This window comes from Thiocapsa bogorovii, assembly GCF_021228795.1.
Lineage (GTDB): Bacteria > Pseudomonadota > Gammaproteobacteria > Chromatiales > Chromatiaceae > Thiocapsa > Thiocapsa bogorovii.
Map to the genome: position 1 here is coordinate 3669340 of NZ_CP089309.1, position 23073 is coordinate 3692412.

General features: G+C 63.8%; 15 protein-coding genes and 1 pseudogene. 7 read left to right on the forward strand and 9 right to left on the reverse strand.

Going from position 1 to position 23073, the window contains the following annotated elements; all coding sequences use genetic code 11:
• From LT988_RS16435 to LT988_RS16445, 3 genes are all read right to left on the reverse strand, one after another.
• Nucleotides 1–984, reverse strand: a complete 984-nt coding sequence (locus LT988_RS16435) for a hypothetical protein (RefSeq protein WP_232406620.1) — start codon at nucleotides 982–984, stop codon at nucleotides 1–3.
• Nucleotides 985–1185: 201 nt separating this feature from the next.
• On the reverse strand, nucleotides 1186–1452 hold the full coding sequence (locus LT988_RS16440) for a DUF2249 domain-containing protein (protein WP_232406621.1): 267 nt from the start codon (nucleotides 1450–1452) through the stop codon (nucleotides 1186–1188).
• A 3-nt stretch (nucleotides 1453–1455) separates the two neighbouring features.
• A complete protein-coding gene (locus LT988_RS16445; protein WP_232406622.1) occupies nucleotides 1456–1893 on the reverse strand; it encodes a hemerythrin domain-containing protein in 438 nt (145 codons plus the stop codon).
• A gap of 204 nt (nucleotides 1894–2097) precedes the next feature.
• On the opposite strand from LT988_RS16445, the gene bchE reads away from it, so the two are divergent.
• Nucleotides 2098–3762 carry a magnesium-protoporphyrin IX monomethyl ester anaerobic oxidative cyclase gene (bchE, locus tag LT988_RS16450; RefSeq protein WP_232406623.1) on the forward strand — a complete coding sequence of 555 codons (1665 nt, stop codon included), beginning with the start codon at nucleotides 2098–2100 and terminating at the stop codon, nucleotides 3760–3762.
• Nucleotides 3763–3996: 234 nt separating this feature from the next.
• Here bchE and LT988_RS16455 read toward each other — a convergent pair whose 3' ends face one another.
• Both LT988_RS16455 and LT988_RS16460 read right to left on the reverse strand, forming a co-directional pair.
• Nucleotides 3997–6645: a YbcC family protein gene (locus LT988_RS16455; RefSeq protein WP_232406624.1), complete on the reverse strand. Its 2649-nt coding sequence runs from the start codon at nucleotides 6643–6645 to the stop codon at nucleotides 3997–3999.
• A 12-nt stretch (nucleotides 6646–6657) separates the two neighbouring features.
• Nucleotides 6658–8271, reverse strand: a complete 1614-nt coding sequence (locus LT988_RS16460) for an NADH-quinone oxidoreductase subunit L (RefSeq protein WP_232406625.1) — start codon at nucleotides 8269–8271, stop codon at nucleotides 6658–6660.
• Nucleotides 8272–8613: 342 nt separating this feature from the next.
• Between LT988_RS16460 and LT988_RS16465 the strand changes: the two genes are divergently transcribed.
• Nucleotides 8614–9153, forward strand: coding sequence for a heme NO-binding domain-containing protein (locus LT988_RS16465; RefSeq protein ID WP_232406626.1), 540 nt, complete (start codon nucleotides 8614–8616; stop codon nucleotides 9151–9153).
• A complete protein-coding gene (locus LT988_RS16470; protein WP_232406627.1) occupies nucleotides 9150–10541 on the forward strand; it encodes an ATP-binding protein in 1392 nt (463 codons plus the stop codon). Before LT988_RS16465 ends, LT988_RS16470 begins: the two co-directional genes overlap by 4 nt.
• Before the next feature lie 543 nt (nucleotides 10542–11084).
• Here the strand turns inward: LT988_RS16470 and LT988_RS16475 are convergent.
• The 4 genes and pseudogenes from LT988_RS16475 to LT988_RS16490 all read right to left on the reverse strand — a co-directional run.
• Nucleotides 11085–11774, reverse strand: a complete 690-nt coding sequence (locus LT988_RS16475) for a YfdX family protein (RefSeq protein ID WP_232406628.1) — start codon at nucleotides 11772–11774, stop codon at nucleotides 11085–11087.
• 681 nt (nucleotides 11775–12455) lie between these two features.
• Complete coding sequence (locus LT988_RS16480) at nucleotides 12456–13862, reverse strand: radical SAM protein (RefSeq protein WP_232406629.1); 1407 nt, start codon at nucleotides 13860–13862, stop codon at nucleotides 12456–12458.
• A gap of 132 nt (nucleotides 13863–13994) precedes the next feature.
• A complete protein-coding gene (locus tag LT988_RS16485; RefSeq protein ID WP_232406630.1) occupies nucleotides 13995–14843 on the reverse strand; it encodes a sulfurtransferase in 849 nt (282 codons plus the stop codon).
• A gap of 26 nt (nucleotides 14844–14869) precedes the next feature.
• Nucleotides 14870–15916 (reverse strand): annotated as a pseudogene (locus LT988_RS16490) (homocysteine S-methyltransferase family protein); the annotation flags it as partial.
• A gap of 72 nt (nucleotides 15917–15988) precedes the next feature.
• Here LT988_RS16490 and rlmH point away from each other — a divergent pair.
• From rlmH to LT988_RS16510, 4 genes are all read left to right on the forward strand, one after another.
• On the forward strand, nucleotides 15989–16462 hold the full coding sequence (rlmH, locus tag LT988_RS16495) for a 23S rRNA (pseudouridine(1915)-N(3))-methyltransferase RlmH (protein ID WP_232406631.1): 474 nt from the start codon (nucleotides 15989–15991) through the stop codon (nucleotides 16460–16462).
• Between the two features lie 167 nt (nucleotides 16463–16629).
• Nucleotides 16630–17259, forward strand: a complete 630-nt coding sequence (locus LT988_RS16500; protein ID WP_232406632.1) for a Maf family protein — start codon at nucleotides 16630–16632, stop codon at nucleotides 17257–17259.
• Between the two features lie 105 nt (nucleotides 17260–17364).
• Nucleotides 17365–18819 carry a ribonuclease G gene (gene rng, locus LT988_RS16505; protein WP_232406633.1) on the forward strand — a complete coding sequence of 485 codons (1455 nt, stop codon included), beginning with the start codon at nucleotides 17365–17367 and terminating at the stop codon, nucleotides 18817–18819.
• A 55-nt stretch (nucleotides 18820–18874) separates the two neighbouring features.
• Entirely contained in the window at nucleotides 18875–22876 is a 4002-nt protein-coding gene (locus tag LT988_RS16510; RefSeq protein ID WP_232406634.1) for a YhdP family protein, read from the forward strand.
• The last annotated feature ends 197 nt before the right edge of the window (nucleotides 22877–23073 follow it).

The following is a 23073-nucleotide window of genomic DNA, read 5'->3' on the forward strand; positions in this document are numbered from 1 at the left end:
CTAAAAGAGCATGCCGGCCGGTAGCCCGACGCCCAGCCCCACCAACAGCAGCACGCCGATCAGGGTCGGCGGCGCCGCGATAGTCCAAGCGAGTGCGGCGCCGCAGAGACTCAGCATGGCCGCCCACCAGTGCAATAGGGTCGGATCCATCCGCGGTCGCTCGCGACGGCCGATCAAGCGCAGGGTGACGAGGGCAAAGCCGGCGAAGCCCAGCGCGCTCGCACCAAAGACGGCTTGCCCGGCGAAATTGGCCCCCTGGATCCAGGCTGCGCTCGCCGCGGCGTTCCCGATGAGGACGGCCGGCGCAAACCAGCGCCGCATCGGAGCCGGATAGGCCGGGGTCACATAGAACATCGGCAGCACCTGGATGGCCACGCCGACCACCAGCAACCCGACCCAGCCCATCAACCCCCAAGCGGCATGCGCATCGACCCAACGCGTATGCTCCGGCACCCGAATCCACCCCTGGATAACGGCAACGAGCAACAGCCCCAATGCGACCGTGACGGACAGTGCGAGGGCGGCCGTGCGCAGCGCCATCAGGGTCCCCGGCGCACCGCGCGCCCGCACCAGGGCGACGGCGACCGGGACAATGAAGACCAGGAACCCGGACGCCGCGGCTCCCGCGCCGATCCCGATCAGGGTTGGGCCGCCTCCCGCTAGACCCCAAGCCAATCCGGCGGCGCCGATCGTGAGCAAGAGATGTGTTGCCGTGCCGACCAGCCGCACCGCCGGGATCGGCGCTCCGGCGACCACGGGCAACATCTGAAGCAGCGCGCCGCACATGATCAAGCCGAGATAGCCAATGGCGATCAGATGAGTCGCGGCAAGTGCGCCGGGCATCCAGCGCGAGACCAAGAGGGTCGGGCCCTGCCAGGCCAAGAGCAGGCCGGCGGCGATCGCAAACAGCGGCGCGGTCAGGAAGAAGCGCGCCGGGATGTCGATCGGCGGGGCCTGATCGAGTGAAAGTCCGCCGGTGTCCATTATTTTTTTGAGCCGCGTTTGGAGTGCGTGTGGTCGTTTCTTCGTTTGGGTTCAGTGTTGCGGACACCTGGGGGGATCGGCGCAACGCGGCTCAAAAAAATAAATAGATTCATATTTTTAAACCGCGCAGCTCCGACGTAGGTGAGGAGGTCGGAGTCTTCAATCCGGCACTGAACGCAGCCCAAATCCGACGAGCGCGGTTTAAAAACGGCTCACGCCCTGTTGCCGGATTCGACTGACCGGACGTTGTTGCTTCGGCACGGGTGAGATGAGGATGCGATAGCGATCGTCCTCGGAGCTGATCTCCCAGCGGTAACCCATACGTCGCAGCATGTCGTAGAGCGGATAGGGCTCGCGACGGTGGAGCACGCACAGGCGATCGCCGGGCGGCAGGTCGGCGAGTGCATCGAGGATCCGCTCCATCGGCTCCGGAGCGGGAAGATCGCTGACATCGAGTGTTCTGTCCATGGTCTAGGCCGCCTGCAGCCGGTTCAGGATGTCCGGTGCCTGGTCGCCCAGACTCTCCTCGGCCATCGGGTAGAGGATGCCTTCCTCCTTCGAGTTGTGCTGCTGGGTCACCAGATGGAGGGTCTCCAGGATTCCGAGACAGGCGTCGGCATCCTGGGCGTGGACCGCCTCATCGAGCTGCTCCACCAGGGCACGCATCTGTCCGTGTTCCATGGTCATCATACCGGTTGGTCCGCTTGCCCGGGGCATGACGGCGACCAACTCCGGAAAGAGGATCTGCTCCTCCATGTCGAAATGGCCGATCAGGGCCTTCGAGAAATCGGTTGTTTGCGCGGCGAGTCGATTCCAATCGCCGCCCGAGACGGCCCGCTCGCAGACGGCGAGCAGGTGGTCACAGCGCTGATGGTCGTCGGTCATAAAGGTGGCGATCGAATCGGACATGGCGAATCCTCCGGTTGAATGCTCCGGCATTGTCCCGGCATGGGGCAGTGCGTCCTTGACCTAGGTCAGATCGTATCGACCGCGATCGCGCCGGCAATAGACACCAACGCGCAGCGGCCGGACAGATTTGACCTGTGTCAAGGACGACAAATCACCTGACTGTCAACCTTCATTGACACTCACCACAGGCCGGGGGCTTCACGCATGCGCATTCTCTTCATCCACCCAAACTACCATTCGGGCGGCGCCGAGATCGCCGGCAATTGGCCGCCGGCCTGGGTGGCCTATCTCACCGGTGCGCTCAAGACCGCCGGTTACACGCAGGTGCGCTTCGTCGATGCCATGACCAACGACCTGTCCGAGGAGCAGGTGCGCGACGCCGTTGCCTCCTATGCCCCGGATATCGTCGGCTGCACGGCCATCACCCCCTCCATCTACAAAGCCCAGCGTCTGCTCGAGATCGTCAAGGAGGTTGATCCGAAAATCGCTACCGTCCTGGGCGGTGTGCATGCCACCTTCATGTATCAGCAGGTGCTCGGTGAGGCGCCCTGGATCGACGCCATCGTGCGCGGCGAGGGCGAGGAGATCATCGTCGATCTGGTCCGCACCATCGGCCAAGGCCGTTGGCCGGACGAGCGCGGCAAGGTCAAGGGCATTGCCTACGCCGTCGACGGCAAGATCATCGCGACCCCGGCCGCCCCGACCGTGAAGGATCTGGATGCCATCACGCCCGATTGGAGCGTGCTGGAATGGGAGAAGTACAACTACATCCCGCTCAAGAAGCGCGTGGCCATCCCGAACATGGCGCGCGGCTGCCCCTACACCTGCTCCTTCTGCTCGCAGTGGAAGTTCTGGCGCGACTACCGGATTCGCGATCCCATGAAGGTCGTCGACGAGATCGAGACACTGATGCGCGACCACGACGTCGGCTTCTTCATCCTCGCCGACGAGGAGCCGACCATCAATCGCAAGAAGTTCATCGCCTTCTGCGAGGAGCTGATCGCGCGCGACCTCGGCATCCTCTGGGGCATCAACACCCGGGTCACCGACATCCTGCGCGACGAGGACGTGCTGCCGCTCTATCGCAAGGCCGGGCTGATCCATGTCTCGCTCGGCACCGAGGCGGCGGCGCAATTGAAGCTCGACCGCTTCAACAAGGAGACCACGGTCGCCGACAACAAGCGGGCGATCGGTCTGCTGCGCGATGCCGGGATCCTCACCGAGGCGCAGTTCATCGTCGGGCTCGAGAACGAGACCGCCGAGACGCTCGAAGAGACCTATCAGATGGCGCGCGATTGGAAGCCGGACCTCGCCAACTGGGCCATGTACACCCCCTGGCCCTTCACGGATCTCTTCCGCGAACTGGGCGACAAGGTCGAGATCTTCGACTACGAGAAGTACAACTTCGTCACGCCCATCATCAAGCCGGCCGCCATGGATCGTGCCGAGCTGCTCGACCGCGTGATGCACAACTATCGGCGCTTCTACATGCAAAAAGCGCTCTTCTCTTACCCCTGGGCGGGCAGCGGCGAGCGGCGGCGTTACCTGCTCGGCTGTCTGAAGGCGTTCCTCAAGGCCGGCTTCGAGCGCAAGTTCTACGATCTAGGCAAGGTCAACTACTGGGGTCCGCAGTCCAAGAAAAAGGTCGACTTCCACTTCGACCCCAAGCGAACCCGCGTCGCCGAGGGCGGCACCGACTGGAAGGCCAAGCACAGCCGCAAGATCAAGGGCGATGTCCAAGCGCAGATTATGGCCTGCGGCGGCGGCAAGGAGCAGCTCGATCAGGCCGAAATCGATGCCCTGGCCGTTGCACCGCCGTTGCTTCCGAAGGCAGCCGGGGAGGCGTCGGTCAAGGTGACGATCGAGTAGGCTGGGGTTGAAGGGTTCTCTTCGGTTTAGGCCGGCTTTGCCGACCTTCACGAACACGTGACACCGCTCGGCGGTGTCACGTATGTCTCCTGGCGTTCTGCGCTCCGTGACCCTCGCTGACCAGCGCCTGCCAGCTTGAGGTGTCCAACCGCAGCAGCATCAGGTTGCCCCGGGGAACAGCGTTCAGGCATCCGAGCCGAACGCTCTTGTGATGTCGGTCGGATTCAAGCGGATTCAGGCGGGGTCGTCGTGGTGGTTGTCTTCCTCCGGACCGCAGCTCACCCAGCCTTGCCCCGGCACACGCCGATGAATGCTCCCGTCCCGATCGTCCAATCGGAAGAGGTGCAACCATCCGTTGTCCACCAGCTGTTGTACCAATGCGTGGCGTGCGACGATCTCGTCGATCGGCGCGTGCGGTGCCTGCAGGAAGACACTGAGGCGCAACGGTTCGTGGATCCAGCGCTGTCCGTCGTGGAGTGACTGCATCGGCAGACCCACGCGTAGATCGCCAGCATTGCCTTCGAGCACCCCGATGGCGCCTCCGACCACGTTGTGCAGGACCTTGTTGCCGCTGCCGAAGCGTCGGTTGTCGACGGTGGAGCCGTAGTACTGGAGGTTGATCCAGGTTGCGACCACCATCGGCGCGGTCATGATCAGCTCCAGGACCTTGAAGCCGGCATCGGCGCGCCAGTCGTAGTCGTGCAGGAAGGTTCGGCCGCCGAGATCAAGGCCGTGTGTGCGTGTGCGCGGTGCGGCGATGAAGGCGGCATTGCCGGCCAGACCCCACTCCGGGCGGACCTGGGACCAGTCGCGACTCCGCTGTCGGATGCTCGCCTCCAAGCTGTTTCGGCGCCGACCGCCGAGCCCCAGAAGGGTGGCCCGTTGCAGACGCGTCAGCTCGCCGGCCTGCTTGAGCCAGCTGCTCAACTCGGCCAGCTCCTCGGCGTAACCCGCAGGCAGAACATCGGTGTCGAACAGGTGCACGTCGTCGACCGTGGTGTCGTGCAGACCGGGCAGGAACCAGGTGTCCTCGGGTATCGTCAGACCACGCTCGAGTAGGCCACGGCGCACCGCCGGGTCGTTCAAGAGCGCCGCGACGACGCGTGCGCTGGCCTCACCGGTCTGACCCGCGCAGGCCCCGCAGTCGAGCCCGGTGGCATGGGGATTGTTCACCGAGCTGCTGCCGTGACCGACCAGCAACACCAAACGGGCGAAGCCGTCGGTAAGTGACATGGCGCGGAGAATCCCTTCGGCGAGCGGAACCCGATCGGCCTCCGGGATACCGGCACTCGTGCCGTCGAGGGCGCCCATGGCTCCACAGATGCCTGCGTGGTCATGGGCGTGCCCATGCGCATGCGAAGGTGCGTCGAGGGTCGGTCCGACGCGTCGCGCCTCGGCCGCGTCCAAGCGCAGGTCGTCGGGGGCCGGGACGGGCCGGCTCCAACCCAGGGTGTCGCTGACGAGCTTGGGCGCATAAAGCCAGATGCCGGCCGATTCGACGAAGGAGAAGCAAGAGGAGGCGCCCATCTTGAACGCCTTCCAGGACTTGCTGATCCCGAAGCGGCGGCGCTGGGTGGCCAGGGCGTGATCGGCTTCTTCGGGATCGGCGCCGTGGATCTCGGAGCAGACCCGGTAGGATGGCGTGAGCAAGACCGGCACATGCGTGCGTGCGTTGACGGCGCCGAGCGGGACATGCTCGATCGGCACGCCGAAGAAGCCGGCGAAACCCAGCGTCCGCGCCTGCGGACAGACGGTCTCGAAGGCGCGGCGCACCACCTCGGAGCGCACGTCGATACAGAAGGCGGCCTGCACGGTGGGGCGGATCTCGTTGTCCCCGTTCGCCGCCGCGCGCAACTGTCCGATCAGGCTGCGCTGATAGGCGAGCTCAGCCGCGGTGAGGAGCACTTGGTCGATCTCGCGATCGCCTGCGTCATCGCGCGCGTCCTCGGTGGTGGTCGCGCGCTTGCCGAGGTCGGCGCAGACACGTCGCCAGCGCTGGCGCAGCTCCGGGCTGGTTTTGTGCTCGTAGACCAGCACGTCCCAGGCCAGGCGGATCGCGAGCAGCTCCTCGATGGTGTCGTCGCTGCCGCCGGCGAGCTCCGCTTGCCAGCGCAGCAGACGGGTCCAGGCCGCCCAACCGCCGATATCCATCAAGGCTGCATGCATGTAGTCGAGCGCAGCGGTCGGCGGGATGCCCAGACGGTTCAGGGCCGAGCGGATGCAGTCGCGCGGCGCGTCGGGCAGCGCCTTCACCCGGCCACGCATGCCGCCTTGCCCCATCATGGTCGCGCTGAAATCGAGCGCCGCGAAGCGTCGCCAGGAGGCGTACAGCGACATGCCCTGCCAGGGCTGCTTCCAGGTGGCCTGGCCCATGTCGAAGAAGGCCGCGCAGTGTTGGCTGATGCGGTCGACGACGAAGCTCGACCAGTCATCAGCGTCCATCTCGTCGAGCACAGCGGTCAGTAGCGGCACGCGCCCCGCTGGTCGTGGCTCCACATCGAGGGCGCTTTGGAGGGTTGCCGGGTCGAGCCGGCTCCCGCACATGGCGACGGCCCCGCGTAGATCATCTGCGGTGATCCGGCCCTCGGCGATCTGCTCTCGGTAGTAGGCCCTCGGCATGTACATCTGCGCGCCTGCGACCCGGCGCATGATGGCGGCCGCCTCCTGGAACGGTGCATCGCGCAGGCCGTGGAAGGGGTTCACCGCCACGAAGCGATCCAGCGGCCAGAGCGGCGCGATGCGCTCGCAGGCCGCAGCGATCTGCTCGGCGAGTATCGCGGCCTTGGCGGCATCCGCCCGTTTTGCCTTGGGTGATTGATCCGTCGCCGGGGTCATCGCAGTGGTCGGCGTCTGCTCGAGTGTGCTGAAATCGTTTAGGTTCATGGCTTCATCCCCTCATGAAATGGCGGGCGCCGGGCGCAGCGGCCACAGACGCGTGATCAAGCGGGTCACCAACACATCGACGTAGAGCCCGTTGTAGAGATGCACCTGGATCGCCTGACGCAGCGGGGGCGCCATGCGCATAAAAAGGTGCTGCAAGAGAAGCAAACCGATGAAGACGGCGACGACGGCGATGCTCAGGATCAGATCGAAGATGCTGCCGGACGGCGCCACCGCGCCGACACTGTCGGCGATGGCATACTCGAAGGCCGCGTGCAGACCGAAGTACCCGAAGCAAACCAGTGCACCGATCGCGCTCGCCCTGAGGAGCAGCGCGGCGTTGTCCTCCAGCTGAAGTGCCTGCAGCAGCAGTTGTGCGACCGCGACTGCAATAATGGCGCCGGTCACGATCAGCGCCGGTTCGTGGACCGGATCCACCCCGAACGCGAACCCCGCGACAATGGCCGTCAAGAGTGCGCCCTGGAAGGCCACCAACCAATGCCACGGCTGAGGGCTGCCGTCTCGGAACTTGGGCGTCGCGGCCCGGAAGCCGTCAACGCTGCTGCCCGATGCGAGAAAGGCGTGTGCCTTGTACAGTGAATGCGCGACCAGGTGCAGCAGCGCCAGGCTATAGAGTCCAAGACCCGCCTCCAACAACATGAATCCCATCTGCGCGGACGTGGACCAGGCCAGCGACACCTTGATGCTGGTTTGGGTCAGCATCACGAGCGAGGCGACCGTGAGTGTGACCAGGCCGATCACGGCCAGGGCATCCAGCGCTGCACCGGACAGCGACATGATCGGTGCCATCCGAATGATCAAGAAGGCACCGGCGTTGACGATGCCGGCATGCAGCAAGGCAGATACGGGGGTGGGCGCCTCCATCACTTGCAGGAGCCAGCCGTGAAAGGGAAACTGCGCGCATTTGAGCGCCGCGCTCAGCACGATCAGCCAAGCCGCCGCTTGCAGCGCTGTCGGCAGCGGCCCATCCAGCTCCTCCATGGCGGCGTAGACGCCGGCAAAATCCAGCGTGTGCAGGCTTGCACCGATTAAGAGAACCGCGATCAGCAGGCTTGCGTCACCGATACGGCTGAAGACGAATTTCTTATGCGCCGCCATCACCGCTGCGGGGCGCTCCGGATAGAAGAGCAGCAGGCGGTGCAGGCTCAGACTCGTCGCGATCCAAGCCAGCACGAACATCAGCAGGTTGCCCGAGACAATGAGTGTCAGGATTGACGCTAGGGTCAGCAGCAGCCACTTGTGGAAATGCCCCTCTGCGGGGTCGCCGTGCATGTAGTTTCGCGCATAGGTCGAGACCAGTGCACCGACGAACGAGACCAAGGTCAGCATGATCACCGTAACGGCGTTGACATAGACGCCGATGGCGAAGGCGCCGCTGTCGAAAGGCAGATCGATCGACAGCAGGGTCAGGGACTGGGCTGGCCCGAAGCCATGCCCTGACAACACCGCCAGGGCAAGCGCGAAGGCCGTCCAGGCCAAGACATTGGCGAGGCGAGCCATGAGCGGCCCCGAGCGGTTCGCGATCCGACTCGGGATTGCCCCGGCGAACCACAAGACGATCGGCGCGGCGACCGCCGCGGCGGTGACGAGCGTGAGTGCGGACGACATCGATGCCTCCCGGGCTTTCGCCCAGCTGTTGGGTCCAAGCCGATGTTGGGGGTGAATTGATGCCTTGAGAAATCTATCTTTTCGATCCGACCCATCGGCGATGGTCTAAGTATGGTGGGTGGCTTTTCGCGTGAACGAGCGAAGAAACAGCCTCGGGCGGGTGATGTCGGAAGACAAAGCGCAGGCACTGCGAAGCGACAACGGAAAAGGCCCGATCGAGTAGACCGTGTCCGAGATGAGAATGCTGACTACCCTCGCGTCGTCGGCTTCAGTTAGCATTGACCGACAAGAAAAATCAGCGATCGGCCACGTTTTGGCAACAGGATCAAGGGGATCGAGCTCATGAAAGGCGTTGTATTCGTGGAGTTCCTGGAGATGGTCGAGGCCGAGTTCTCCCCCGAGATGGCCGATGACATCATCGACGCCTGCGATCTGCCCTCAGGCGGCGCCTATACGAGCGTCGGCACCTATAGTCATCGCGAGATGGTTGCCCTAGTAGGGGCGCTGTCCGAGCGCACAGGCACCCCGGCGTCGACCTTGATTCGGGCGTTTGGAGAGTTCTTGTTCAAGCGGTTCCACGTTCATCACGGTGAGTTCTTTGTCGGTATCGGCAACAGTCTGGATTTTCTCGAGCGGATCGAGGATGTGATCCATGTACAGGTCCGAAAGCTCTATCCGAATGCGGAACTGCCCCGCTTCGAGATTGATCGGCCGGACCGGGACCACCTGCAAATGGTCTATCGCTCCGACCGACACATGGGCGATTTGGCCGAGGGCCTGATTCGTCAGTGCATTGCGCACTATGGGACGCCGGTTGCCATCGAGAGACACGATCTTGACGACACCGGCGGACACGTGCGCTTCGAGCTAAGCCGAACATGACCGAGACGCAAAGCGATCCAGCCCGGCTGCTCCGGCGCGTCGAACGCGAGCGGCGTGCCCGCAAGGAGGCGGAGCGGCTGCTGGAAGAGAAAAGCCTTGAGCTCTATGAGGCGAATCAGGCACTGCAGAGCCAGGCCGTTGCTTTAGAGGAGCAGGTCCGAGCGCGTACAGCCGAGCTGAACGCAGCCTTAGAGCGGGCGGAGGAGGCAGTTCGCGCGAAAAGCGATTTTCTGGCGGTGATGAGCCACGAGATCCGCACGCCGTTGAATGCGGTCATCGGCATGTCTGAGCTCTTGTCGCTCGAGTCTTTGGCGCCGGAGCATCAGGAACAGGTTTCGCTCATTCACGATAATGGGCGAAACCTGCTCGCGCTGATCAACGATATCCTCGATTTCTCCAAGATCGAGGCAGGAAAACTGCAGCTTGAGCAGGAAATCTTCGACCCTGCCGATCTTCTGCGAGGGACCCTGCGCTCGTTTGAGGCAACGCAAATTCCTCACCACGTGCGACTGCATTCGCAGCTTGCTCCACTGCCCCGGTGGGTGATTGGAGACCGCCTACGTTTGCGGCAGGTGCTCACCAATCTCATCGGCAACGCGGTGAAATTCACGCCGCACGGCGAGGTGCGCCTTGAGGCAGCAGCGGACGAGACGACCGACGGCTGGCGCTTGCAAGTGCGCGTCGCGGACAGCGGCATCGGTATGACCGCCGAGCAGCAGATCCGTTTGTTCCAGCCGTTTTCCCAGGCGGATGCGTCGACGAGCCGTCATTTCGGAGGCACCGGACTGGGGTTGGCCATTTGCCATCGGCTCGTGCAGGAAATGGGCGGAGAGATCGCATGCGACAGCGTCCCGGGAGAAGGGTCCGTTTTCTCGTTCCATGTGCTCCTGCAACGGGCTGACGATGTGCCTAGCGCCCGCAATGCGGTCGATGACGATCACCTTTGTCGGTGCACTGCACCCAGCATCCGCCTTCTCATCGTCGATGACAATCCCGTCAATCGGTTGCTTGCTCGGCGCATGGCCGAGCGCCTCGGACACCAGCCGGAGATGGCCGCTTCCGGTCCCGAAGCACTGGAGATGGTCCAACGGAATGACTACGACGTGATTCTGATGGATTTCATCATGCCCGAGATGGACGGTCTCGAGACCACGCAGCGGATACGCGCATTGGATCTAAACCGCCAGCCACGCATCGTTGCCCTGACTGCAAATGCCTTCCCCGAAGATCGGGCCAAGGCGTTGGACGTTGGCATGGACGCCTTTATGAGCAAGCCATTGCATCTTGAGCAGCTTCGACTCGAGTTGTGCTCGATCTGTATAGCGAAGCACGCGCAGGGTTCTTCCGTCCCGCCACCACCATCAAATTCGTATGGGCGTCCTGTATGAGCCTAATGCCTCACAATCATCAGAGGTTCTCTGTCGTCGGCATCGATTTCGGTCGCAAGGACAACGTATTCTGGAGTAGGGCTGAGACGTCGATCGATGCGGTCGGCGACTAATCGCTCGGCGCCGGCCACCTGGCGATGCTCGATCGAGACGTCATTCATGTCGGACTGCATGACGCCGCATACGACTGTGTAGCCGACCGACAAGAGCAGTGTGAGGCCAGTCTTTGACCCCAGTCGCTCCGGCAACTATCGGGTCGTTGTGGTCACCCTGAATTCATCCCAAGTGCCGATCGCGCCCTGTCCGAACAGGCGCTCTGCCATCGGAATCGATACGCTCAACTCCGGCGCCTCGGGGTGCTGCTAGGAGAATGCATCGAGCAGGTTGAACAACCCGTGACGGATGACGAACGCGTTGAGTCGATCTTTCAGCGGCTCACCATCGCCCGTGGAAGGCGCGTAACCGGTGTAAGGAGCAGGGATGAACCAGGGCTGATTGATTGGTTTCGGAGGCGGGTTACACGACCCGCCCAATCCCCTCCGCTTAGCTTTTCCCCTGCGGCTCGGGGACGGCATCGAGCGCAAAGGTCTCGATCACCACGGCGTCCTCGACCGCCTTCAATGCGAGGTTGGCCTCGTAGTACTTGCCCTCGCCGATCAGTTTTGCGGCGTCGTCGATATGTTCTTTGGCAAATTTCAACGGAACCAAGCCGGCCGTGACCGCAACGTCGATCTCGCCGACCTTTAGGACCTCGAGGGCCTCCTTCTTCTCACCCCTGCGCAGGTGGTTGTTGGCCTTCTTGATGTGCTCGGCCTTCTCGGGGCTGGGCTCCAGGGTATCCATCACCGTCAAGCTTGCATCGAACGGGACGTAGCTGTCGTCCATCGGCGGCTTTTTGGTCGCGAGCGCGTATTTTTCCGCATCCTTCACCGCATCCTCGACCCGCGCGACGGATGCATCGACATAGGTCCGCGCCTGATCCGTGAGGCCGTTGAAGATCGCAAGCCGAGCACTGTGAAGGTCGCGCATCGTCAGCAATGCGTCTTCCGAAACCTTGACGAAATCCTTCTCCACCGCATCCTCCGTTGCCACGTCCTTGGCCTGTTCGGGTGCCGGAGCCGGCGTGCTTGCAGGGGCCTTCTCCGCGGCGAAGACCGGGGTCACACCCGAAACGATCATACCGGCAGACAGGACGGAGGCCATCGCTGCCGCGACCAGATTTTGCTTGGTCATTGTGGGATCTCCTTGTGTGAGTGGCATGTCGATTACGGCTGTCCGAAGCCCCGCCCGGGGATCGAAGCAGCTTGCGGAGAATGATGGATCCGCTCACCTCACACGAGGATGGACGCTGCGTGAAATTTCGTTCATTCGGGACTCCCCGGCAGAGGCGGTCGCCGTGGACTGCGCGGCCGCGGTGCGACAACGCGGCGCCCGCCCGACTAGGACGCGTCGGTCGGCCTTGGGGGATCGGAGCTAAGCGCCTCCTCGAGCGATTCCAGGCGCTGCATCTGTTTTTCCGGCAGGCGCATGACGTCCAGCGATGGTGTGCAGCGTCCCCGACATCGGTGTTGCGTCGGGCTGGAGGCGATTGGGCGGCATCGGATGCAGCGTAGCAGGCGCCCTGTCACTGCGCCATCGCAGTGGACACGATGACGGGTCGATCTCGACAAGCCCGACATCGGGGAAGCGGTAGCCGGGGCTGCGGGTGGAGCATATCGGCTTGGTTCTGCTCCGCGCCACCGGTGGTTCGGGTAAACGTATCCATCCGCCCCAGTGGCTGTTTTCGAACCGTAAGTAAAGGAATTCGGAAATCTTCAATTTCAGGAGGCTGCGGCGGGGATTCATTGCCGAACGGCAGCTGCGCACAATGCCTGCCGGTGCCGCGTGCCCGACCGAGCGAGTAAAGAGATCATTTCAAACTGACCCATCTATACTCTGTTGAGTGATCTCTCCACATACACGATTGTAGTTATCGCTAATTTTCGGGTCATCGGGGCGGAGCTGAAACGCCTTCCGAAAGAAGGCCGCTGCCTTCTCCGTATCACCCAAGCAAGCCCAAAGAACGCCCAAGGCATTGATAACTTCATGAAGCATGTCATCGATGAACAACAATTCATGCAGTCTCGCGATAGATTCCTCTATCGGGTTGCGACCTGTCGTAACGGACAGGTAAATATCCCGATACTCTCGATCAAGCGACCCTATTTGGTAAGGCTGCGCAAGGCGACTCGATTCGCCATCATATCGGCAGACACGGATATAATGACTTTTAGCATTGCCGACGTCATCACTTTGAAGCAAGTGGCAATTTTCACAGCGGGAGAGAATGTTGCCAGAAAAGAAGCTGCTTCTGAGTCTCCGATAATGATGTCCATGCCAAATATCTAAGAAATCGTTTTCATGGATATTCCCAATGCGATTTCGATCCGGACTGCAGCAAGCCTCCACCTGCCCATCGAATTTTAAATAGCACATCTGCTCGATTTGGCCACACCGCAGCCGATTCGCTTTATCTCGGTAGCGCCATAGACGAGGCCGTTGACGTGCGGCGTCCGAAATGCTCTCCTCGAACATATCGGGATGCTGAATAGCGATGTCGTGCACGCTTGCGGCGGTAGTTGCTTCACGGAGATGGCGATCATAGAGTGAGGGCGTAAAATACAACGACTCCCGGAGAAAATGTACCTCATCGAAGAAAATTTGGAATTGGAAGCCGACGTTTGTAAATCCAAGACGGCTCGCAAGCCTAATGATATCGGGCATTTCATGGACGTTGGCCTGCGACAGCGTCGTCAGGAGCGTCCGCCCCGGTGGGCGATGCAAAGAAGCACGGGTCTTCTTATCGAGGTCCTCAAGGTTACGGATCAACCTGTCGAAGTTTCCCGGACCTCGAAAGTGCTCGTAGGTCGCCTCGGTGGCGCCATCGACCGAAACGCTCAAGTTGATTCGGGGATGTATCAAATCATCAAGATGCTTGTGAATCAGTAGCCCATTGGTGATATACGCGATTTGAAGCCCTTCGATGTTCTTGGCAAGCTGGAGAAATCGACGCCAATGCGTCGCAACGAAGGGTTCACCACTCTCGTTGAGCGCCAGCGCTCCGATCCTTCCGCCTCCAAGGTATGGGTTCAACCTATCCAGTAGCTCGATATCGGCATGGCCTTTCCGGAATGGCGGGTATTTGGAATGGCCGCAGTGAGTGCATTTCAAGTTGCAGAAATTGGTCGTCTCGATACTAATCGTGGATGGCAAGGGCTGCCCGAGAAGAGAATCGTGAGCCTGCAGGCCCGTAGAAAGAAAATCTGGGATATCGATATACATTTAGCGAGTCTCGGTTCGAATCAGGAGCGGGCCTTGACGTGCTGTTGTTGATCTTTAGCATCCGGTTTGGGTCCGGCGGGCCCGCAGACTCACCCAAAGCAGGCCCTGCGCCCGGGATCCGGCTGCACCGCGTCAGTCCGGCCCCGTTGCGACCGGTCGCTCGGGTGACCGGATCCATTCGCTCCAAGACCCGGCATAGAGTCGCGATCCCTGCAGGCCCGCGAGCTCCATCGCCAAGAGGTTGTGGCAAGCATTCACGCCGGAGCCGCAGCTGTGGACGACGGATGACGGCTGGGCTTGTCCGATCGATCGCGTGAAGCGTTCGCGAAGACGGTCTGCGGAGAGGAACCGGCCGTCCGCATCCAGGTTATCCGTCAACGGTAGATTGATCGCGCCCGGGATGTGGCCCGCGACCGGATCGATGGGCTCGCTGTCACCGCGGAAGCGCTCGGGTGCGCGTGCGTCGATCAGGGTTACCCGGCCGGTGTTCAGATCGGCGGCGAGCGCCTCGGTGGTGATCCAACGGGTGTCGTCGGGCCTGGCGATCAGCTCCCCGGGCTCGTGACGAGGGACCTCTCGCGTTAGTGCGTCGCCCGCGGCGATCCAGGCTTGAAGCCCTCCGCCGAGTAAGGCGACTCGGTCGTGCCCGATCCAACGCAGCAGCCACCAGAGCCTCACGGCGAATCCGCCGCCCACATCGTCGTAGACGACCACGCGAGTCCTTGGCGTCACGCCGCAGTCGCCGAGCCAGGCAGCGAGATGCGCTGGATCGGGCAAGGGATGGCGCCCCGTGTTCGGTCGGATCCGGGAGGACAGATTCACGTCGAGATCGGCGTAAGCGGCCCCGGGAAGATGGCCCTCCGCGTAGGTTCGACGTCCAGCCTCCGGGTCGGTCAGGGAGAAGCGGCAGTCAAACAGTCGCAGGTCCGGATCTCCGATGCCGGCGAGCAGGGTCGGCGCGTCGACGAGATTCTCTCTCACGCGGTGCTCTTGGGCACGGTTCAAGCGTTGAATGCCTCAAGCCCGGAAAGACGCATCCGGTGATTCCCTTCGACAGCGCGGCGCGGCGTTTGGCCGTCCACGGCATGCGCGATGGCGCGGATATGATCCGGTGTACTTCCGCAGCAGCCGCCGATGATGTTTAGGAAACCCGACTGCGCCCACTCTTGGATCTGCTCGGCCATCTGATCCGGAGTCATGTCGTAACCGCCCATCTCGTTGGGCAGTCCGGCGTTCGGATGAAAGGTGGTGAAGGACTCGGCGATCCTCGCCATGTCTTCGACGTGCGGTCTCAGGAGGTCCGGGCCCAAAGCGCAGTTGAGTCCGATCGCGAAGGGCTTGACGTGGCGAAGGCTGTTGTAGAAGGCCTCGACCGTCTGGCCGGAGAGGGTGCGCCCGGAGGCGTCCGTAATCGTACCCGAGATCATGACCGGCAGGATGACGCCGTCTTCCTCGAAGACCTGATCGACTGCGAACGCGGCGGCCTTGGCGTTGAGCGTGTCGAAGATGGTCTCGATCAGGATGATGTCGACATCTGCAGCGATGAGCGCTCGGGTCGCCTCGGCATAGACCTCGACGAGCTCGTCGAAGTGGGTGTTGCGTGCGCCCGGGTCGTTGACGTCCGGCGAGATGCTGGCGGTCTTGCTGGTCGGGCCGAGGACGCCGGCGACGAAGCGCGGCTTGTTCGGGGTCTTGGCGGTCCAGGCGTCGGCCACCTCGCGGGCGAGCCGGGCCGCGGCGGTGACGATCTCTGCGGTATAGTCCTGCAGACCGTAGTCGGCCTGGGACAGACGATTGCCGTTGAAGGTGTTGGTCTCCAGGATGTCGGCGCCCGCCTCCAGATACTGTTCGTGGATGTCGCGAATCACCTCGGGTTTGGTCAGCGACAGCAGATCGTTATTGCCCTTGAGGTCCGATGGCCAGTCCTTGAAGCGCTCGCCGCGATAATCGGTCTCTTCGAGGTGGTGGCGCTGGATCATGGTCCCCATTGCGCCGTCGAGGATAAGGATGCGTTGTTTGGCGAGTTCGGTGAGTCGGGTGCGTGAGTCTGGCATGATAGCGATCGTTCGAGAATCGATGAAGATGGCGTCCGAGTATAGCGGGTCATTCCGAGCAGTCGCGAGCCGATGCGCGTTCGTCTGATCGCGGTCGGGCGGCGAATGCCCGGATGGGTGGAGTCCGGTTATGCGGAGTATGCCAAGCGTCTCCCTTCCGAGTTTGCGTTGTCTTTGGCCGAGATCGAGCCGGGTCAGCGCGGCAAGGGTTGCAGCCCCGAGCGTGCCGGCGCAGCCGAAGGCAAACGCATTCTGAAGGCGATCCCGAACGGCGCGAGGGTCGTGGCGCTCGACGGAGCAGGGGAACCTTGGAGCACCGAGGCCCTGGCCGAGCAGTTGCGCACCTGGCTGGCCGGGGGGCGCGATCTGGCCTTGCTGGTCGGCGGTCCGGAGGGTTTGGCCGAGCCCTGCCTGGCGCGGGCCGACCAGCGATGGTCCCTGTCCCGGCTGACTTTTCCGCACCCGCTGGTGCGGGTCATCGTCGCCGAGCAGCTCTATCGCGCCTGGACGCTGGTGCAGGGGCATCCGTACCATCGCGGTGGCTGAAAAGCCGCCAGCCGCCACCCGCCATCCGCCAGGCGCGAGCTTTTTGCTTCCAGTTTTCATCCTTCATCCTCACATCATGGAGGTAGAAGGCAGAAGGCAGAAGGCAGAAGGCAGAAGGCAGAAGGCAGAAGGCAGAAGGCCAACTGCAACCGTTGGACTCAACAGCGATGCCCCAGCCCCGGTCAGACATCGACACCGACCATCACATCTATCTCGCCTCGCGCTCGCCGCGGCGGCTCGCGCTCTTGGAGCAGATCGGCGTGCGGGTGGCCCTCGTCGAGGCCGAGACGGACGAGGCGCGGCGGCCGGGCGAGTCGCCCGAGACCTATGTTCGGCGTGTTGCCTTGGAGAAGGCGCGAGCCGGTCGCGCCGCGGTTTCCGAGGACGAGCGGCGACCCGTGCTGGCGGCGGACACCGCGGTCGTCCTCGGAGACATGACCCTCGGTAAGCCCACGGATCTGGCTTCCGCTGCGCGCATGCTAAGCGCCTTGTCCGGGCGCTCGCACCGCGTCCTGACCGCGGTGGCCCTGATCGCCGGCGAGCGCGAGCTGGCCGATCTGAGCGAGAGTCTGGTGACCTTTCGCGCTTTGAGTGAGGCCGAGATCCTGAGCTACTGGGACACCGGTGAGCCATGCGACAAGGCCGGCGCCTACGGTATTCAGGGCATCGGCGCGCTGTTCGTGTCAAACCTGCAAGGCAGCTACTCGGGCGTGATGGGGCTGCCGCTCTTCGAGACGGGTCGACTGCTCGGCACAGCTGGGATCCAGGTGATCGGGTCGGCGTCCGGCGCAGGTTGAGCGCCGTTTCTCCATGCGTCTGAAAAACCACTGGCGCCTGTCTTTCCGCGCCGAACGCAGGTAGGCTCGAAACGATATCCAGACAGGCCAAAGAGCGATGTTCCCGTGAGCGAAGAGATCCTGATCAATGTCACGCCGCCGGAAACCCGGGTCGCCGTGGTCGAGAACGGCGTGGTGCAGGAGATCATCATCGAGCGCGCGGAGCGTTGCGGTCTGGTCGGTAATATCTACAAGGGGCGGGTCTGTCGGGTCCTGCCCGGGATGCAGGCGGCGTTTGTGGACATTGGCCTGGATCGGGCCGCCTTCCTCCACGCCTCCGACATCATGGGGCCCCAAGGCGAGCCGCGTAGCGACCAGATCCACGAGCTTGTGCACGAGGGCGATCGGCTCGTGGTACAGGTCGTGAAGGACCCGCTGGGGTCCAAGGGTGCGCGTCTGACGACCAACATCTCGGTGGCCTCGCGTTACCTGGTCTGCATGCCTGCTCTGGCGAGTACCGGGGTTTCGCAGAAGATCGAGGACGAGGACGAGCGGCGTCGTTTGCGCGACATCCTGCAGCGCTACGTTGATTCGCACGAGGGCGAGGGCGGCTTCATCGCGCGTACGGCGGCGGATGGCGTGTCGGAGGAGTCGCTGTTTCGCGATATGGCCTTTCTGGCCAAGCTCTGGCGCGGGATCCGCGAACGTTGCGCGGCGGCTACCGAGATCGGTTTGGTCCACGACGACCTGCCGCTGGCCATGCGTGCATTGCGCGACCTGGTGACGCCCGAGGTGGAGCGGGTGCGGATCGACTCGCGGGCGATGGTCGACAAGGCCATGGCCTTTGCGACCAAGTACATCCCCGAGATCAAGGAACGCATCGACTACTATCAAGGCGAGCGCCCGCTGTTCGATCTCTACGGGGTGGAGGAGGAGATTCGCAAGGCGCTTCAGCGCAAGGTTCAGCTCAAGTCCGGCGGCCATCTGGTGATCGACCAGACCGAGGCCATGACCACCATCGACATCAATACCGGTGCCTTCGTCGGCCACCGCAACCTCGAGGAAACGATTTTCAAGACCAACCTGGAAGCGGCCCAGGCGATCTGTCGGCAGTTGAGGTTGCGCAACCTCGGCGGCATCATCATCATCGATTTCATCGACATGTCCGAGGACGAGCACAAGCGCCAGGTGCTGCGTGCCTTGGAGAAGTGTCTCGCACGCGATCACGCCAAGACCCACATCACCGAGGTTTCCTCGCTGGGTCTGGTGGAGATGACCCGCAAGCGCACCCGTGAGTCGCTCGAGCATGTGCTCTCCGAGCCGTGCCCTTATTGCGGCGGGCGCGGCTCGGTGAAGACCGCTCAGACGACCTGCTACGAGATCTTCCGAGAGATCCTGCGCGAGTCGCGTCAGTTCGACGTCGAAACCCTTCTGGTGCTGGCCTCGCAGGAGGTCATCGACCGCCTCCTCGACGAAGAATCGGCCCATCTCGCCGAGCTCGAGGCCTTCATCGGCCGTCCGATCCGCCTCCAGGCCGAGGCGCTCTACACCCAAGAGCAATACGACGTGGTTCTGATCTGAGGTCCGCCATCGACCGTTCGGCATGCCTGTTTCGCACACCCGCACAAACCGTCTCATGCGACGTCTCGTCTCGGTCGCCGTCGTGGTCGCAACGACTGCACTGGTGCTGGCCGCACTTGCTGCGACGGCTGCGCGCTTTGCGCTGCCGCTGACCGAGGCCGACAATCGCTGGGTCGCCGCCATGCTGGGGGAGCGGCTCGGCTATCAGGTGGAGCTGGGTTCGGCATCTTTGCGTCTCTCGGGACTCGGCCCACGTCTGAGCGTGCGCGACATTCGGCTGTCGGATCCTCGCAGCGACAAGGATGTGATCGTCCTCGACGGACTTGAGATCGGGATTGATCCTCTCGCGTCCCTGCGCATGGGTGTGCCGCAGATCACCGCCCTCACCCTTGTCGGCTCGCGGCTTGCCATGCGTCTGGATCAGAAGGGCCGTCTCCAGCTCGATGGTCTGGAGCTGTTGAGCCGCAGCGACTCGCGCGCGCTGGAGTTTCTGCTGACGCAAGCTCAGGTCGAGCTGCACTTGGGCGAAATACTGATGCGCGACGATCGACCCGAGACGTTGCTCGAGGGGCTGCGGCTGACGAACGCCAGACTGCGTCTCGTCAACGACGGCGATCGCCACATCTTGAGCGCAAGCGCGGGGCTTCTGCCGCTCGGTTCCGCCGCAGCGTCGATATGGGGCGATCCCGGCCCGAACCGTCTGGACCTGATCGCCGAGCTCTCCGGTCCGTCGGCCGATCCACTCGCCTGGAGCGGACGCGTCTATGCCGGCCTGGATGCGGGCGACTTGGGAGGGATCCTTCGCGGCAATGGGTTTTCGGCAGTCAACGTCCGCAACGACCGCGTCGCGATCGAAGGTTGGTCGCGGATCGGCTCCGGGCGTTTGGAGCATGCGTTGTTTCGGGTCGATCTCGCCGGCCTGCGTCTGGGGCCGCCGAATCAGACCGATGCGTCGCACGGGGAGCGTGCGCTGCGCGTCGAGCATCTGGACGCGGTGATCCGAGCTCGGCCGAGTGGCGATGGTTGGCATCTGCAGGTCGGCGATCTGCACGGGCGTGCAGCGGGCCGTGATCTGCCACGGCTCGACCTTGACCTTCTTTTGAATTCGGAGCAACGGCCCGAGCGATTGCGCCTGGCGAGTGCCCCGCTGGACCTTGCCGCCGCAGCGTCCATGCTTGCGGTCTCCCCTTGGGCGTTGCCGAAGGCCCTGTCAGAGCTCATCGCCCTCAAGCCACACGGGCGTGTCGAAGATCCGCTGCTGAGGGTCGACTGGGTCCCCGAGCAACCACCGCGCTGGCAGGCGAACGCTGCGGTGTCCGACCTCGGCTGGGATCGCTCGGGGTCGCTTCCGGGGGTCGACGGGCTTGCGGTGCGGTTGCGCGCCGACCGCGAGGGCGGTGAGGCCCGCGTGGGCTCCGCCGGGCTCGCGCTGGATCTGCGTCCGCTCTTCAGCGATCCGCTCGCGCTCGACCGTCTGTCCACATGGTTCGACTGGCGGATCGATCCCTCCGGGGCGGCTCGGATCTCGGCGCGGAATCTGACCTTCGAGAATGCGGATCTGGCCGGCCGCGCGAGGCTCGCGCTGGACCTCCCGGCGGACGGTTCCAGCCCCCGAATGGATCTGCGCGCGAGTTTTCATGACGGCGAGGGCTCGCGCGTGCGCCCCTATCTGCCGGTCGGCATCATGCATCCGGATTTGGTGAGCTGGTTGGAACGCGCCGTCGTCTCAGGCCGTATACCGCAGGCCGATCTGGTCTTTCGTGGTCCGCTCGCAGCCTATCCATTCCGTGGGCATGACGGGCGGTTCGAGCTGCTGCTCGAGATCGAGGATGCGGTCCTCGACTACCTGGACGACTGGCCCGAGATCCGGAACGCGGCCGGGCGGCTTCGCTTTGTCGGCCAGGCCCTCGCGATCGAGCTCGACCGAGGTCGCATCCTCGACAGTCGACTCGTCCGTGCGCACGCGGAGATCCCGGAGCTCTGGGGAGCGCCGGGCATGGCGATTGTCGGCGAGACCGAGGGCCCCTTCTCCGACGGTCTGCGCGCATTGATCGAGACCCCTTTGGCGAAGGATCTGGGGCGGCTCGCCGGGAGCCTTGAGGTCAGCGGCGACTCGCGGCTCCGGCTCGCGATCGATCTGCCCTTCATCAAGGGCAGGGAGCTTGGTGTGGAGGGTCGTCTGTCCTGGCCGAAGCCGGCGACCCTGGCGATTCGAGACACGGCGGTCGAGCTTTCGCGGCTTGGCGGCGAGGTGACTTTCACCGAGAAGAGCCTTGCCTCGGAGGCGCTCGAAGCGGTGCTCTGGGACCGGCCGGTGGGTCTTTCCATCGCCACCCTGAAACCGGGTGTTGCGGACGCCTCGGTCACACGGATCGCGGCGCGGGCCCGCACGCCCGCGAGGGAGCTCGCGCGGCGCTTTCCGAGCCCTTCTTGGGAGCTCGTGAGCGGCGAGATCGACTGGAATCTCGACGTGACCATCCGCAACCGCGACGTGCGCTCCGCAGCGCTGCCGCTCGAGTATCGTCTGGCCTCGCCGTTGAAGGGGCTCGCAATCGACCTGCCGGCGCCCTTGGGCAAGAGCGCCTCGGCGAGGCGCGATCTCGATCTTGTCGGTGAGCTGGTGCCGGGACGGTCGCTGCGCGTTGCCGGTCATCTGGGCGAGGTGGCCGGCGAGCTGATGTTCGATCTCGGTGTGTCGCCGGTACCCGCGATGCGGGCCCATGTGCGTCTCGGCAGCGAGACCGCGCCGTCGCCCCAGGGCGAGGGCGTCTTCTTGGACGGGCGCTTGGCCGATCTCGACCTGGTCGAATGGTTGGGGCGACTGGAGGCGCTCTCGATCGGGAAGCAGGACGACGAGTCGCCGCGGGCGACTGGCCCGCCGGCGTGGCTTCGTGGCGCCGATCTGCGGATCGATCGCCTCGGGTTGGGCGGACCGCGTTTGAGCGAAGTCGACCTGCGTCTCACGCCGATCGACACGGGGTCGTTGCGCAAGGGCTGGGAGGTTGCCGTGCGAGCCGACGAGCTCGCAGGCGCGGTCGAAATCCCGGCGACGAGCGATGTGCCCGTGCGTATCGCTCTGGAGCGGCTCGATCTGCTTGCCTTTCAGGATGCGCCGGAGAAGGTTCAATCCGAGCCTTCGGTCGTGCTCGTGGACGAGCCGTTCCGCGGCCTTCGTCCCATCGACGTGCGAATCGCACGCCTGAGTTGGGGCGATGCCGTGCTGGGAACGCTGGAGATCGACCTGCGCTCGGACCTGCTGGGCCTGCGCCTGCCGAGCATCCGGCTGCTCGGCGACGGGCTGGTCTCCGCCGAGGGCGATGGGGCATGGAGGGCGTCCGACGGCGGAGGTCGCAGCGCGCTCTCGATGCGTGTCGAGTCCCTCGACTCGGGTGTCTTGCTTCGGGCGCTGGATTCGCAGAATCGCCTCGAGGGTGCGCCGATGCAGGCGCAGTTGATGCTTGATTGGCCGGGCGGATTCGGCGACTTCGAGCTGGCGCGGGCACTCGGTTTCGTGGATGTCGAGGTGGGCTCGGGACGGCTGTTGGAGGTCGAGCCCGGGGTCGGGCGGGTGCTCGGGTTCCTGAACCTCAGTGCCTTGAAGCGGCGTCTGTCGATGGACTTCACCGATCTCTATGGCCAGGGCTTTGCCTTCGAGGAGATGCGGGGTCGGGTTCGGATCGCCGACGGCAAGGCGGCCTTAGACGACTTCACCATCGAGGGCCCGGCGAGCAAGGTAATCGTCAGCGGGTCGAGCGATTTGGTGAATCAGCGTTTCGACCAGAGTGTCGTCGTGGAACCGCGGATCGGCTCGAGCGTTGCGCTGGCCAGCGCGGTTGCCGGCGGTCCGGTCGTGGGAGCCGCCGTCTATCTGGTCGATCGGATTGCGGGCAATGCGATCGACCGTCTCGGGCGTTACCGCTACCGAGTGAGCGGGCCCTGGAGTAATCCGGACGTCAGCCGGGTCGGCTGGGATCCGGCGGTCGGTGCGGAGTCATCAACCTCGCCTTCGCCCGAGGCCGCGCCGACGCCGCCGGCGCCGAATCACTTTCTGGATTGAGCCCGGTCGAGCGGGATTGTTTCGGCCGACCGGAAGGGGTGGTATCGTTCCGAATCGATAGGGTGACGGCGCGGTGCATTGGGCCGCTCGGGCATGCCCGAGCGGCCGTCGTGTCCACGACCCTCGCCCCCGAGTCGCCGATCGGATCGCATCGCAGGCCGAATCGGATTGGCCCGCCCCTTTGCCTGCCGGGGCAG

Excerpts from the sequence above, each read along its gene's own strand:
- LT988_RS16435 (WP_232406620.1), bottom strand. The coding sequence starts at position 984 with ATGGACACCGGCGGACTTTCACTCGATCAGGCCCCGCCGATCGACATC.
- LT988_RS16440 (WP_232406621.1), bottom strand. The coding sequence starts at position 1,452 with ATGGACAGAACACTCGATGTCAGCGATCTTCCCGCTCCGGAGCCGATG.
- LT988_RS16445 (WP_232406622.1), bottom strand. The coding sequence starts at position 1,893 with ATGTCCGATTCGATCGCCACCTTTATGACCGACGACCATCAGCGCTGT.
- bchE (WP_232406623.1), top strand. The coding sequence starts at position 2,098 with ATGCGCATTCTCTTCATCCACCCAAACTACCATTCGGGCGGCGCCGAG.
- LT988_RS16455 (WP_232406624.1), bottom strand. The coding sequence starts at position 6,645 with ATGAACCTAAACGATTTCAGCACACTCGAGCAGACGCCGACCACTGCG.
- LT988_RS16460 (WP_232406625.1), bottom strand. The coding sequence starts at position 8,271 with ATGTCGTCCGCACTCACGCTCGTCACCGCCGCGGCGGTCGCCGCGCCG.
- LT988_RS16465 (WP_232406626.1), top strand. The coding sequence starts at position 8,614 with ATGAAAGGCGTTGTATTCGTGGAGTTCCTGGAGATGGTCGAGGCCGAG.
- LT988_RS16470 (WP_232406627.1), top strand. The coding sequence starts at position 9,150 with ATGACCGAGACGCAAAGCGATCCAGCCCGGCTGCTCCGGCGCGTCGAA.
- LT988_RS16475 (WP_232406628.1), bottom strand. The coding sequence starts at position 11,774 with ATGACCAAGCAAAATCTGGTCGCGGCAGCGATGGCCTCCGTCCTGTCT.
- LT988_RS16480 (WP_232406629.1), bottom strand. The coding sequence starts at position 13,862 with ATGTATATCGATATCCCAGATTTTCTTTCTACGGGCCTGCAGGCTCAC.
- rlmH (WP_232406631.1), top strand. The coding sequence starts at position 15,989 with ATGCGCGTTCGTCTGATCGCGGTCGGGCGGCGAATGCCCGGATGGGTG.
- LT988_RS16500 (WP_232406632.1), top strand. The coding sequence starts at position 16,630 with ATGCCCCAGCCCCGGTCAGACATCGACACCGACCATCACATCTATCTC.
- LT988_RS16510 (WP_232406634.1), top strand. The coding sequence starts at position 18,875 with ATGCGACGTCTCGTCTCGGTCGCCGTCGTGGTCGCAACGACTGCACTG.